Below are 13,574 nucleotides of genomic sequence, written 5' to 3'. Positions count from 1 at the left end.
ACAACTTCTCATGAGCCCTGAAAGAAACACCGTCAGGCATCCGGCTTCTCGCCGTACCAGCGCGGCGTGTAAACCCACTCGCCCCCCGTAGCGCGAGGAAAAGTGCACGTGGTGGACGAGCCGATCAGCACCATTGTGCGCATATCGACCTGATCCGCGGCCAGCGCGCCCAGCGTCGTGGTGCGCAGGGTCTGGCCCGGCCGGCCGATATCGCGGCCCAACACCACAGGCGTCTCGGGGGTGCGATGCTGCGCGACGATCTCCAGCGCACGCCCCAGTTGCCACGGACGGGCGCGGGAGATCGGGTTGTAGAACGCCAGCGCCAGATCCGCTTCGGCCGCCAGATCCAGACGCTTCTCGATGATCGACCACGGTTTGAGGTTGTCCGACAGCGACATCACGCAGAAGTCGTGCCCCAGCGGCGCCCCAGCCTGAGCGGCGGTGGCGAGCGAGGCCGACACACCCGGAAGGATTTCCAGATCGACGCAGTGCCAGGCCGGATCGGTCGATTCGTGCAACGCTTCGAGCACCGCCGCCGCCATGGCAAACACACCCGGATCGCCAGAAGACACCACGATCACCGAACGACCCGCAGCCGCCAGTCTGAAGGCGTGGCGGGCGCGCTGCATTTCTTCGCGGTTGTCGGTGCAATGCTGGATTTGATCGTCGCGGAACGGGCCGGCCATGCGCACGTAGGTTTCGTAGCCGAGCACGTCGGTGGCGCGGGCCAGTTCGGCTTTCACCGCCGGCACCATCAGTTCGGCAGCGCCGGGACCGAGACCGATTACCGCCAGGCGCCCGCGTGGGCGACCGATTTGCGCGACGTCCAGCGGCTGCTCGGAAACAGCCAAAGTGATGCCGTGTGCTGAGCCGATAATCGACACATCCGGCAGCGCATGAAGGTCGCTCGTTGCAGCGATAAACCGCAGCGGCACGCCCAACTCCAGCGCCGCTTCACGCAGATTCGCCGCGGCCATTTCAGTGTCGATCGCCACCAGACAGGCCAGCGATTGCACCGCCACTTTTGCCTCGTGCAACGCGCTACGCAGGGTATTCGGCAGATCCGGCACTTCAGCGCTGACCATCGCCGCGACACTGCGCGGGTAAATCAGCAGTTCATTGGCGTTCGCTTCGCGTTCGGCACTGCCGATATGGATCGAACGCTGCGCCTGCGGATCTTCCGGCAGCTGTGCCTGCGCCAGCCACGGCGCCGCACCTTCGATGCGTACGGGGTGCCCGGCCAGCAGGTCGGAGACAAACCGCTTGCCCAGTTCCAGATCCGCGAGCGCGTAGCCACTCGGAGGATTGAGCAGACAGGTGCCAAAGCGCAGCTCGCCGCTGGTGGTGATCGCCGCCGCGACTTGCAGCCCGGCCGCGATTTCCCGCGCCATGACATTCACCCCGCCGAGGCCGCCGAGCAGCGGCACCACGGCGCTGCCATCTTCGGCCACAGCCAGTACTGGCGGCTCGGCGCCCTTCTCCAGCAACAGCGGCGCCAGCGTGCGGATGACAATGCCGGCCGCGCACAGGGCAATGATCGGCGTGTCCTGCTGATAAAACTGGCGCAGGGTCGCGCCGAATTCCTGATAGGTGCAGTCGGCGCCTTCGACCCGACCGGCGAGGCCGTGGATCTGCGCCGCCGGATACACCTGCTGAATGCGCCGCGCGGTGGCCAGGCTGCCCTGACCGAGAATGACAATGGCGGGAGTGGATGGAGTCATCAGCCTTGCCACCGTTCGCCGGGCACGATAATCAGCGAGAAGTACGGCGACGACATCGGCTCGACCTGATCCATCGGCACGATCTTCTGATTGGCCATGGTCGCGCGCTCGACGTACAGCGCCCGTTCGGCGAGGCCGAGTTCTTCCAGCACCTGACGCACTTTGGGGAAATTGCGCCCCAGCTTCATGATCACTGCCGCATCGGCATCGGCCAAACGTCGCTTCAGTTCCTCGTGGGGCAAGACGCCGGAAAGCACCGACAGGCTCTGATTGCGGTACACCAAAGGCGCACCCAGCACCGAAGCGCCGCCCAGCATCGAACACACGCCCGGCACCACTTGCGCTTCGTAGCGGGTGGCCAGGCGATCATGCAGATACATATAAGAACCGTAGAAGAACGGATCGCCTTCGCAGATCACCGCGACATCACGACCGGCATCCAGATGCGCGGCCACCGTCTCGGCGGCTTCATCGTAGAAATCGCTGATGACTTGTTCATAAGAAAGAGGTGCCGGCAACGCTTCAGTGGTCACCGGGTACACCAGCGGCAGCAGGTTCTGCGCCTCCTGCAGGTGCGCTTCGATGATGCCGAAGGCGTTGCCTTTTTTACCCTTGGCGACGAAGTACGCGACCACTGGCGATTCGCGCAGCAGGCGCAGGGCCTTGACGGTAATCAGCTCCGGATCTCCGGGACCCACGCCCAGGCCAATCAAACGACCTTTTGCCTGCATCATTCGATCTCCGTGGCGAGGGCGTTGACTGCCGCAGCGGCCATGGCGCTGCCGCCGAGGCGGCCCTGCATGATCACGAACGGCACGCCACGGCTGTCGGCCGCCAGCGCCGCTTTGGATTCTGCGGCACCGACGAAGCCCACCGGGAAGCCGAGGATCAGCGCCGGTTTCGGTGCGCCGGCGTCGAGCATTTCCAGCAGATAGAACAGCGCGGTCGGCGCGTTGCCGATCACCACCACACTGCCTTCCAGATGCGGGCGCCACAGTTCCAGCGCGGCGGCGGAACGGGTGTTGCCCAACTCACGGGCCAGCTCCGGCACGCTCTCGTCGCGCAGGGTGCAGATCACTTCGTTGTTCGCCGGCAGGCGCGCACGGGTCACGCCTTCGGAAACCATCCGCGCATCGCAGAGGATCGGCGCACCGGCGGCCAGCGCATCGCGCCCGGCCTTGCCCGCACCTTCAGAGAATTGCAGACCGTCGACGGCCTCGACCATGCCGCAAGCGTGGATCACCCGCACCGCGAGTTTTTCCAGATCGGCCGGAATGCGCGCCAGATTGGCCTCGCTGCGAATGATCGCGAAGGAGTTGCGATAGATCTCCTGACCGTCGCGGATGTAATCAAGCATCAAGGGGGCTCCGGGAGCGGCCGGCGAGCAAGGTCGCGGCCGCTTCAATAGTAAGGTTGCGTGCGTGCAGCGCGCCGAAACCCGGCTGCGCTGCATCGCGAAAATAGAGGTCGTAATGCCCGCCACTGACGGCCAGCAAAGTCGCCGGGGCACAGTGGGCCGCGGCGCATGAACGCGGGCAGCCGGACAGATGCACGCTTTGTGCACGGGGCAACAGCGTTGCGAGAAGACGGGCATCGCGCTTGGTGTCAGCCAGGCCTTTGCCACAGCCGCTGGAACCGGTGCAGGCGATGATTTTCGACAATGGTTCACAAGCGTCGGTCAGCAGGTTCAGTTGCTTGAGCCCTGTGAGCACTTGCGCGGCATCGCTCGCGCTCACGTTGGGCAGCAGCAGACTTTGCCACGGCGTGAAACGCAGGCTGCCATCGCCGAACCGGCGGGCCAGTTGCGCGGCGCCGCGCAGCATGTCCGGATCGAGGCGACCGAGTGGCGGCACCGCGCCGATGTAGACGAAGTTGGCTGTGTTCTGCACATGTGCGCCAATGTGCAGATCGTCCGCCGCTGACATGCGTTGCCAAGCGCTAACCGCTTTGATCGGCAGGCGCGTCCTGAGCTGTTCAAGAAACGCCAGCATCGGCAGTTCGTCGAGCAAATGGCGCATCCGCGTCTGCTCGGGTCGAGCCAGTTCGAGGAACAACTCCAATACCGCGACCACCAGCGCATGGCCGCTTTCCAGGGCCACGGCGCCAACCGCGCGATCCGTCGGGCAACCCGCGAGACCGAATGCCAGCAGCGTTTCACCGTCGTGCTCGAACGCGGATAACCACAAGTCATGCGGATGTTCGAGCATCGCCAGCGCTTCACCGCCATCCAGTTGCACGGCGAACTTGGCGCTCAATTCATGGAAACGTGGATGGCTTTGCAGGGTGTCGAGAATCTGTTCGGCGAGCGCGCGAGTGTCTAAGCGCATTTGCCGGTCGATCCCGGCGGCCGGGCTGAGCATCAGGTTGCGCACATCGTCGCCCGCCGCCGTTCGCGGGCCGAGGCCAGCGGACAGCAGACTGTCGATCAGTGCAGCGGATTGCTGAGCGATGCCACGAATCTGCAGGTTGGCGCGGTTGGTCGCCTCAATCACACCGCCGGCGAACTGTTCGGCGGCATTGGCCACCGCGTCAGCCTGATCGGCGCTGATCGAGCCGCCGTTGAGTTTGATCCGGCAGATGCCGCCGTCCAATGCCTGGACGATACGCAGCAACCCCGGGCAGGCCGAGGGGCGTATGGCGGTGGACATCGGGCGTTCGTTCAAGGGGCTGACCGGCTGCGTGGGAAAGGCGCTTCGCGGGCGAAGGCGCGGTATTATGCCTGCTTTGGCCGGCGGCATGAAAAGTCTGCCCGTCGGAACGGCATGTTTAGAGGAATATAGATGTCACCCTGGCTGACGGTAGTGGGAATCGGTGAAGACGGCTTCAAGGGCCTGGGCAAAAACGCCCGGCGCGCCCTGATGGGCGCCTCGCGGATCGTCGGCGGCCAGCGGCAACTGGATTTGCTGCCGGTGTGCATTCGCGGCGAGCGTGAGTTGTGGCCGAGCCCGTTTTCCCTTGCGCCAGTGCTGCAACAACGCGGCGCAGCGGTGTGCGTGCTGGCCAGCGGTGATCCGATGTTCTATGGCGTCGGCGCCAGCCTCGCGCGGCAGGTGCCGAGCGAAGAGATGCTGATCCTGCCCGCGCCGTCCTCCTGCGCGCTGGCGGCCGCCCGTCTCGGCTGGCCGTTGCAGGAAGTAGTGACACTGTCGCTAGTGGCCCGGCCGCTGGCAGCCCTCAATGCGCAGCTGTTCAGTGGCGTGCGCCTGCTGCTGTTGAGCAATGACGGACAAAGTCCGGCGGCAGTCGCGCAATTGCTGCGCGAGCGCGGCTTTGGTTCGAGCCGGATGAGCGTTCTGGAACATTTGGGCGGCGACGCCGAGCGACGTGTCGACGCCACGGCCAATGAATGGAACGACGCGCCGATTGCCGACCTCAACGTGGTCGCAATCGAATGCCTGGCCGATGCCAATGCTCCACGTTTGTCACGCCTCGCGGGCCTTCCCGACTCGGCTTTCCAACATGACGGCCAACTGACCAAACGCGATGTGCGCGCCATCACCCTCGCGCGCCTCGCCCCGACACCCGGCGAACTGCTATGGGACGTCGGCGCTGGCAGCGGCTCAATCGGCATCGAATGGATGCGCGCGCATCCGAGTTGCCGCGCATTGGCCGTCGAAGCCGATGACGGCCGCCAACAATTGATCGAGCACAACCGCGATGCGCTGGGCGTGCCCGGGCTGCAATTGATCCGTGGGCGCGCGCCGCAGGCACTCGCAGGGCTGGAGCGCCCGGACGCGATTTTCATCGGCGGCGGTGTGACCCGCGAGGGCGTCTTCGAGACCTGCTGGGAGCAACTCAAACCCGGCGGCCGACTGGTCGCCAACGCCGTAACTCTGCAAAGCGAAATCACCCTGATGAACTGGCGGGAGCGCTACGGCGGCGAACTGACGCGCATCCATATCGCCCAGGCGCAACCGCTGGGCGAGTTCGACACCTGGCGTCAGGCGTTGCCAATCACCCTGCTCGATCTGGTCAAACCTCTTGATGCGTGACGAAACCGCCGAACAACCCGCGCCCCTGCGCAGCGGCCTGACCACCGGCAGCTGCGCCACCGCTACCAGCCTCGCCGCTGCTCGCCTGTTGCTCGGCGGCATCTCGGCCGACGCGGTGCAGATCGTCTTGCCCAAAGGCAAACAGGTGCAGATGCGTCTGGAGTTCTGCCGGTTGACTGACGACGGCGCTGAAGCCGGAACGATCAAGGACGCCGGCGACGACCCGGACGTGACCCACGGCGCACTCCTCTATTCGCGGGTGCGATTGATGGCCGAGCCGGGCGTTCGTTTCAATGCCGGCGCAGGCGTTGGCACCGTGACCCGACCCGGACTGGTGCTGGGCGTCGGCGAACCGGCGATCAACCCGGTGCCACGCAAGATGATCAGCGATCACCTGAGCCTGCTCGCCGCCGAGACCGGTTATGCCGGCGGCTTCGACGTCACGGTCAACGTCGAGGGCGGCGAAGCCCTGGCACTGAAAACCATGAACCCGCGCTTGGGCATTCTCGGCGGCCTGTCGATCCTCGGCACCAGCGGCATCGTCCGGCCGTTTTCCTGCGCGGCCTACATCGCCTCGATTCATCAGGGCATCGACGTTGCCAAGACCAACGGCTACCTGCACGTCGCAGCCTGCACCGGCAACGCCAGCGAAGACACCATGCGCCGGGTTTACGACCTGCCGGAAATCGCCTTGATCGAAATGGGTGACTTCGTCGGCGCGGTGCTCAAGCATCTGCGCAAAGTGCCTGTGGATAAACTCAGTTTGTGTGGCGGTTTCGGCAAGATCAGTAAACTGGCGGCCGGGCACATGGATCTGCACTCGCGCCATTCCAGCATCGACTTGCCGCAACTGGCGCAATGGGCGGCGGCGATTGGCGCGGATGAGATTTTGCAGTTGGGCATCCGAGCGGCGAACACCAGTCAGCAAGCGCTGGCCATGGCCAGTGCGGCGGGGATCGCATTGGGGGATGAGGTCTGTCGCCACGCGCTGGAATTCGCCCGCAGCGTGGTGCCGGCACAGGTGCAGGTCGAAGTGTTTGCGATTGATCGTCAGGGCGGCATTGTCGGCCATGCCGGAGGTTTTGCATGAAGCGGATTTTGCTGCTGGGCGGCGTGACTGAAGCGCTGGCCATCGCCCGTAAGCTGGGGCCTGAGCACATTTACAGTCTGGCCGGGGTGGGTCGGGTGCCAACGGATCTGACTTGTCAGGTGCGCGTCGGTGGTTACGGTGGCGCCGAAGGTCTGGCGCAATTCATCCGTGACGAAGGCATCGACCTGCTGTTCGACGCTACCCATCCCTACGCCGCGCAAATCAGCCACAACGCCGCCAACGCCGCGCAACTGGCCGGCATTCCCTGCTGGGCCTTGCGCCGCCCTGCGTGGCAGCCGCTACCGGGTGATGACTGGCGCGAAGTCAGCGACTGGGCTGAGTTGATGACTGCCCTCAAACCGTTCTACCGCCCCTTGTTCACCTTGGGCCGCGAGCCACTGCAACACCTCGACGAAATCCCTGCGGATCAATTCTGGACGCTGCGCGCCCTCGACGTTTATCCCGGCAACGAACACTGCGAAGTCATCGCCGCTCGCGGGCCGTTCCTGCTGGAAGATGAACGCGCGTTGTTCGAGCGGCAGCAGATCGATGTGCTGATCAGCAAGAACAGCGGCAGTGCGGCGACTGAGCCGAAGCTGGAAGTGGCGCGCGAGCGTGGGGTGCCAGTGATGGTGTTGAAGCGGCCGGGATTGCCTGGGGTTGATCGGGAGTTTGGATCGGTGTCTGAAGTCCTTGATGCCTTCTCTGCGTCAGACGTTTCCTGATTTCAAATTTACCCGCGAATTAGCCGGCAGATTTTTAAGAAGCGGCCGACTGTTCCCCACTACAGCTTCACTCCACTATTCCGCTTCCTTTAATCCAAACAGGCAGACAGTTCGGCAGTTTCCGGGAAGCATCAACTGCCTCCGGGGAAATTCTGTCTTGCCAGCCTGTATCCCAAGGAATACGATCCGGACATGATCGACTTTGAACGATCCCGCACATTTGCCGAGTGGCTCGATATCCTGAGAGACACCATCGGTAAAGCGCGAATCATCGCCAGGCTTCGAGCGGCCGAGCATGGCAACTTTGGTGATTGCGAGTTCGTAGGCGACTCCGTTTATGAAATGCGGGTTCATTACGGCCCCGGCTACAGGATTTACTTCACACGGCGAGATGAAGTGATTTATCTGCTGCTAATCGGGGGAGACAAGTCGACGCAAAAACGAGATATCAAACGTGCCATAAAGATGGCGCAACGTATCGGTAATGAGGAGTAAGTCATGACCGAAAAATTCACCCGTTTCGATGCTGCCGAGTTTCTGAAAACACCCGAGGAAATGGCGGCTTACCTGGACGCATGCTTTGACGAAGATGCCGGGGATGGAGTCCTGATCCGTGCCGCACTCAATGACATTGCCCGAGCCCAAGGCATGACCCAAGTGGCTCGTGATGCCGGCCTGGGCCGGGAAAGCCTTTATAAAGCTCTAAGCAGCACTGGCAATCCTGAATTCGCAACTATTATGAAAGTCATGAAAGCACTGGGTCTGAAGTTACATGCCGTGGCAATTTGATTGATCTGCGACACCAAACCGCACGACGCTTTTTTACTTATCGGCCCTGATCAGGCTAAATAGCCGCGCCTGATCGCCCACCCAACGGATCTGTCCCATGAACCGACACCGGCTCGCATTTGCCTGGATCGCCTGCTTTGCAGTGCTGTTCAACATGCTCGCCATGCCGATGACGGGAGCGATGGCGCAAGCGGCCAATTCACCGGCCGAGCAATTGCTGTGGAGCAGTTTCTGCACCGGCAGCGGGACGAAGATGGTGGCGATCAACATCGGCACCACGGAGCAGAAAGCCCCGTCCAACGACAACCACTCCAACATGCAGCATTGCTGGTGCTGCTCGGGTTCAGCGCCTTTGGTGGCGCTGCCGGGGCATACGCCGCAGCTGTATTTCGCCCGCTTTGAGAGCAATCGCAGCGTGGCGCCCGCCTCACTGCAAACACCCACACCGCGCCAGCAATGGCCGAGCCTCAATCCCCGCGCTTCCCCTCTGGTTTGATTTGTTCGCGCAATTGACCTGCGTTTCAAATCGTTCTGGAGAACTGCCATGTTGAACAAACTCTTCGTCATCGCTGCGCTGTTGCTGCCTGCGTGCTTCGCCCATGCCCACGAATACAAGGCCGGCGAGCTGGAAATCGCTCACCCGTGGTCGCAGGAACTGCCACCGAATGCGCCTACCGTTGCCGCTTACTTCATCATTCACAACGCCGGCAAAAACGCCGACCGCTTGCTCAGCGTCGACTCGCCAATCGCCCCCGAGGCGCAATTGCACGAGCATGTAATGCAGGGCGATCTGATGAAGATGCAGCAAGTGCCGAGCGTGGAAATCCCGGCGGGCGGCAATGTCACTTTCGCGCCGATGGCCTATCACGTGATGCTGCTCAACCCGACGGATCGCAGCCTGCTCAGCGACGGCAAAAGCTTCCCGCTGACGATGCATTTCGAGAAGGCCGGTGACGTCACCGTCGAAGTGGCCGTGCAGAAGAAGCCGCCGGAAACCACACAAGCCCACGCGCACGCTCAGTAAGCCTTTCGGCTGACCGCAATCATGCGCCCGTCCAGCGCCAGGTCTATCCGCAGCAACCGTGAGCACGGTAGCTGGATCGCCCTGTTCGCCATGTTGATGATCTTCATCGGCCCACTGATTTCTCAGTCGATGCCGATGGATCAACACGCCTCGACGTCCATGCCGATGAGCATGGACATGTCGATGGACATGCCGATGAGCATGGACATGTCGATGGACATGCCCGGTATGGATCACACCGCGCATGACGTCAAATCCTCCGTCGAACACTGCCCGCCGCAATCCTCGCACCACGCGCTGTGGGAAAAGTGCGGCTACTGCAGCCTGCTGTTCAATTGCCCGGCACTGACCGGCGGCGGCACGTTCGCCGCATTCAGCATCGCCCACGCCAACACCTTCACCTCGCCTTTCCCGCGCCTGGGCCATGCCCGGCAAACCTTCTTCCCCGGCGCCCGCACGCGCGCCCCGCCCATCGCAGCGTAATCACCCACCGCTGATTACACACGGTTGAGAAGACAGCTTCAGGCTGCCGGCCGTGTCGTTTACGACTGTTTGATGGAAATTGTCATGTCCAGGTTTTCTGCTGTTCCACGTCTGGGTTCTACCCGGGCGACCTTCGCTTTGAACGAATCGCGCATTCGTTTCAGGCACGCTATCGCCGTCCTTTGCGGCGTCCTGCTGTCCCCGCTGGTGCTGGCCGATGACCACGCCGCACACGCGGATGAAGTGAGTCCGACGGTGATCACCGCCATCGCGCCGAGTTCGCCGCTGACCATCGTCACCAACCCCAAAGACCCGCGCCAACCAGTGCCAGCCAGTGATGGCGGCGATTATCTGAAGACCATTCCGGGGTTCGCGCTGGTGCGCAATGGCGGCACCAATGGCGATCCAGTGCTGCGCGGCATGTTCGGTTCGCGGCTGAATATCCTCACCAACGGCAGCATGATGCTTGGCGCGTGCCCCGGTCGAATGGACGCGCCGACCTCGTACATCTCGCCGGAAACCTACGACAAACTCACCGTAATCAAAGGCCCGCAAACCGTGCTTTATGGCCCCGGCGCATCGGCCGGCACGATTCTGTTCGACCGTGAGCCGGAGAGTTTCGGTGAAGTCGGCACGCGGATGAACGCGAGCATTCTGGCCGCCTCCCACGGCCGCTTCGACAAAGTCGTCGACGCCGCAGCTGGCGGGCCATTGGGCTACGTGCGAGTGATCGGCAACACCGCGCACTCCGACGATTATCGCGACGGCAATAACGACATCGTCGCCTCGCGCTACGACAAGTGGAACGGCGACGTGGCGCTCGGCTGGACCCCGGACGCCGACACCCTGATCGAGTTGACCGCCGGCAAGGGCGGCGGCGAAGCCCGCTACGCCGGACGCGGCATGGACGGCTCGCAGTTCCTGCGCGAAAGCCTCGGTCTGCGTTTCGAAAAGTCCAACATCACTGACGTGCTGGAGAAACTGGAGGCGCAGGTCTACTACAACTACGCCGACCACGTCATGGACAACTACACCCTGCGCACGCCGTCCGGCACCGGGATGATGGCCGGGCCCATGGCGTCGAACGTCGACCGCCGCACTCTCGGCGCGCGGATCAAAGCCACCTGGCGCTGGGCCGACATCCAGTTGATCACCGGCCTCGACGCGCAGACCAACGAGCATCGCCAGCGCAAAGCGATGGGCATCGACACCTACAAGAATGTGCCGCGCAACAAAGACGCCGATTTCCATAACTACGGCGTGTTCAGCGAAATGACCTGGTACGCCGCCGACCGTGATCGCCTCATCACCGGCGCCCGAATCGATCGCGCTTCAGCCAAGGATTACCGGCAAACCACCAGTTCGGGAATGATGTCCCGGCCGAACCCGACCGCCGACGACACTCGCGCTGACACATTGCCCAGCGGCTTCGTGCGTTATGAGCATGACCTGTCCGACAGCCCGACCACGCTCTACGCCGGCCTCGGTCACGCGCAGCGCTTCCCGGATTACTGGGAGCTGTTTTCGCCCAAGTCGGGACCTGCCGGTTCGGTCAATGCATTCGATTCGATCAAACCGGAAAAGACCACTCAGCTCGACTTCGGCGTGAACTACAAAAGCGCCGACCTTGAGGCCTGGGCCTCGGGCTACATCGGCGTGGTGCGCGATTACATCCTGTTCGATTACACCCCCGCGATGATGGGCATGAGCACTTCGCGCGCCGAAAACATCAACGCGCGAATCATGGGCGGTGAACTCGGTGCCGCTTACAACCTCACCGACCACTGGAAAGCCGACGCAACCGTGGCCTACGCCTGGGGCAAGAACAGCAGCGACGGTAAAGCGCTGCCGCAGATGCCGCCGCTGGATGCACGTTTCGGCCTGACCTACAGCGAAGACAACTGGAGTGCCGGCGCACTGTGGAGGGTGGTGGCCAGGCAAAACCGTATCGATCAGAACAAGGGCAACGTGGTCGGCAAGGATTACGACAAGAGTTCGGGCTTCGGCGTGTTCTCGCTCAACGGTGCCTACCGGATCAACAAGCACTGGAAGGTCAGCAGCGGCGTCGACAACCTGTTCGGCAAGGCTTACGCCGAACACCTGAACCTGGCGGGCAACGCCGGTTTCGGCTACCCGGCCAACGACCCGCAAGCCATCAATGAACCGGGGCGCACGCTCTGGACCAAGGTGGATATGAGTTTCTAACAGCATCGCCGGCAGGCTGGCTCCCACTGTAGGAGCGAGCCTGCTCGCGATCGGTTGCGCTGCAACCGCAAAAGACAACTAAAAGATCCAAGCCAAGCGGAGCAAACGTGATGCAAAAGCCCAAACCGAATTTCTACAACCTGGCCTGGCGTTGGCATTTTTATGCCGGATTGTTCGTCGCGCCCTTCATGGTGATGCTATCGCTGACCGGCATCATCTATCTGTTCAAACCGCAGCTCGATTCGCTGATGTACAGCAGCCTACTCAACGTCCCGGCCGGGCATCACACGGTGCCGGCCGATGACCTGCTGCAACGGGTGAAAAGTGCTTATCCACAAGGCCAGATCACTCAATACCTGCCGCCGGTAAATGCCGAACGCAGCGCGCAATTTGTAGTGAAGAACGCCGGCGACGAACTCAACGTGTTCATTGATCCGTACCACGGCGACATCCTCGGCGAGCAGGATGCCAAGCAGAATCTGCAAGCTATCGCCCGAGCGATTCACGGCGAATTGATGATCGGCACGGTCGGTGACCGGCTGATCGAAATGGCCGCTGGCTGGGGCATGGTGCTGGTGGTGTCGGGGCTTTTCCTCTGGTGGCCGCGCGGCCAGGCGGCGGGGATTCTGTGGCCGCGTCTGAACAGTCGCGGGCGCGTGTTGTGGCGCGATCTGCACGCCGTCACCGGGTTCTGGGGGGCGACACTGTTGCTGGTGATGCTGCTCAGCGGCATGACCTGGACCGGCTTCTGGGGCAAGCAATACGCCCAGGTGTGGAACGTGTTCCCGGCGGCGATGTGGGACAACGTGCCGACCTCCGACGTCGAGGCCCGCAGCCTCAACAGCGCCACTCGCCAGACCGTGCCTTGGGCGATGGAAAACACGCCGATGCCGATGTCCGGCGACCATGCCGAACACATGGCCCATGGCAGCGCAAATGCAGGCCCAGCCTCGCCAACCATCAGCCTGCAAGACGTGCAGAACATCGCCACTCAACGCAAGGTCGAACCGGGCTACAGCATCACCCTGCCGACCACCGCCACCGGCGTTTTCACCATCGCCGTGTTCGCCGATGACCCGCGAAACGACGCGACCCTGCACGTCGATCAATACACCGGCAAAGTCCTCGCCGATGTGCGCTTCGAGCATTACGGCACAGTGGCCCGCGCCACGGAAATCGGCGTGATGCTCCATGAAGGCAAGATGTTCGGCACCTTCAACCAGATCGTCGTGCTGCTGATCTGCCTGATGATTCTGCTCAGCGCCGTCAGCGGGGTAGTGATCTGGTGGAAGCGCCGACCACAGGGCAAATTCGCTGTGCCGCCGCTGCGTCATGATTTGCCGAAGTGGAAAACCGGGGTGGTGATCATGCTCGCGCTGGCGGTGATTTTTCCGCTGGTGGGGGCTTCGCTGGTGGTGGTCTGGTTGCTTGATCGACTGCTGCTGTCGCGGTTTGGCGGGCAACCTGAATCTGCCTCACCTTCATCATGAGTCCACCGAGATGCGCGTTTTAGAGAGGTCTATAAAATGCCGGCCTTATAAGTCG

The 13,574-nt window shown here is 62.7% G+C and carries 14 protein-coding genes; 10 read left to right on the top strand and 4 right to left on the bottom strand.

Annotated features, from left to right (window positions below; translation table 11 throughout):
• Positions 1 to 32: 32 nt before the first annotated feature.
• The 4 genes from cobJ to cobG are packed head-to-tail and all read right to left on the bottom strand — an operon-like array spanning position 33 to position 4,369.
• Positions 33 to 1,721 carry a precorrin-3B C(17)-methyltransferase gene (gene cobJ / locus ACA043_RS03095; protein WP_489880657.1) on the bottom strand — a complete coding sequence of 563 codons (1,689 nt, stop codon included), beginning with the start codon at positions 1,719 to 1,721 and terminating at the stop codon, positions 33 to 35.
• The gene (locus ACA043_RS03090; protein ID WP_370872600.1) at positions 1,721 to 2,455 is read right to left on the bottom strand and encodes a precorrin-2 C(20)-methyltransferase; all 735 of its coding nucleotides are present in this window, start codon (positions 2,453 to 2,455) and stop codon (positions 1,721 to 1,723) included. The genes cobJ and ACA043_RS03090 overlap by 1 nt, the downstream gene beginning before the upstream one ends.
• Positions 2,452 to 3,078 carry a precorrin-8X methylmutase gene (locus tag ACA043_RS03085; protein ID WP_007914573.1) on the bottom strand — a complete coding sequence of 209 codons (627 nt, stop codon included), beginning with the start codon at positions 3,076 to 3,078 and terminating at the stop codon, positions 2,452 to 2,454. Before ACA043_RS03085 ends, ACA043_RS03090 begins: the two co-directional genes overlap by 4 nt.
• Positions 3,071 to 4,369 carry a precorrin-3B synthase gene (cobG, locus tag ACA043_RS03080; RefSeq protein WP_497658599.1) on the bottom strand — a complete coding sequence of 433 codons (1,299 nt, stop codon included), beginning with the start codon at positions 4,367 to 4,369 and terminating at the stop codon, positions 3,071 to 3,073. The genes ACA043_RS03085 and cobG overlap by 8 nt, the downstream gene beginning before the upstream one ends.
• 132 nt (positions 4,370 to 4,501) lie before the next feature.
• On the opposite strand from cobG, the gene cbiE reads away from it, so the two are divergent.
• The 10 genes from cbiE (at position 4,502) to ACA043_RS03030 (ending at position 13,519) form a co-directional block, all read left to right on the top strand.
• On the top strand, positions 4,502 to 5,713 hold the full coding sequence (cbiE, locus tag ACA043_RS03075; protein ID WP_497658598.1) for a precorrin-6y C5,15-methyltransferase (decarboxylating) subunit CbiE: 1,212 nt from the start codon (positions 4,502 to 4,504) through the stop codon (positions 5,711 to 5,713).
• Complete coding sequence (locus tag ACA043_RS03070; RefSeq protein WP_497658597.1) at positions 5,706 to 6,803, top strand: cobalt-precorrin-5B (C(1))-methyltransferase; 1,098 nt, start codon at positions 5,706 to 5,708, stop codon at positions 6,801 to 6,803. The genes cbiE and ACA043_RS03070 overlap by 8 nt, the downstream gene beginning before the upstream one ends.
• Complete coding sequence (locus ACA043_RS03065) at positions 6,800 to 7,528, top strand: cobalt-precorrin-6A reductase (RefSeq protein WP_497658596.1); 729 nt, start codon at positions 6,800 to 6,802, stop codon at positions 7,526 to 7,528. The genes ACA043_RS03070 and ACA043_RS03065 overlap by 4 nt, the downstream gene beginning before the upstream one ends.
• Positions 7,529 to 7,720: 192 nt before the next feature.
• On the top strand, positions 7,721 to 8,023 hold the full coding sequence (locus ACA043_RS03060; protein ID WP_401265984.1) for a type II toxin-antitoxin system RelE/ParE family toxin: 303 nt from the start codon (positions 7,721 to 7,723) through the stop codon (positions 8,021 to 8,023).
• A gap of 3 nt (positions 8,024 to 8,026) precedes the next feature.
• Positions 8,027 to 8,317 carry an addiction module antidote protein gene (locus ACA043_RS03055; protein WP_401265982.1) on the top strand — a complete coding sequence of 97 codons (291 nt, stop codon included), beginning with the start codon at positions 8,027 to 8,029 and terminating at the stop codon, positions 8,315 to 8,317.
• Positions 8,318 to 8,414: 97 nt separating this feature from the next.
• Positions 8,415 to 8,813, top strand: a complete 399-nt coding sequence (locus ACA043_RS03050; protein ID WP_497616281.1) for a DUF2946 domain-containing protein — start codon at positions 8,415 to 8,417, stop codon at positions 8,811 to 8,813.
• A gap of 48 nt (positions 8,814 to 8,861) precedes the next feature.
• A complete protein-coding gene (locus ACA043_RS03045; protein WP_489880662.1) occupies positions 8,862 to 9,341 on the top strand; it encodes a copper chaperone PCu(A)C in 480 nt (159 codons plus the stop codon).
• A gap of 21 nt (positions 9,342 to 9,362) precedes the next feature.
• Complete coding sequence (locus ACA043_RS03040) at positions 9,363 to 9,824, top strand: DUF2946 domain-containing protein (RefSeq protein ID WP_497658595.1); 462 nt, start codon at positions 9,363 to 9,365, stop codon at positions 9,822 to 9,824.
• 84 nt (positions 9,825 to 9,908) lie between these two features.
• Positions 9,909 to 12,029: a TonB-dependent copper receptor gene (locus ACA043_RS03035; protein ID WP_497658594.1), complete on the top strand. Its 2,121-nt coding sequence runs from the start codon at positions 9,909 to 9,911 to the stop codon at positions 12,027 to 12,029.
• Between the two features lie 110 nt (positions 12,030 to 12,139).
• Positions 12,140 to 13,519 carry a PepSY-associated TM helix domain-containing protein gene (locus ACA043_RS03030; protein ID WP_497658593.1) on the top strand — a complete coding sequence of 460 codons (1,380 nt, stop codon included), beginning with the start codon at positions 12,140 to 12,142 and terminating at the stop codon, positions 13,517 to 13,519.
• Positions 13,520 to 13,574 lie beyond the last annotated feature (55 nt).

This window comes from Pseudomonas sp. LBUM1648, assembly GCF_059716145.1.
This window is presented reverse-complemented; position numbering and strand designations above follow the sequence as displayed.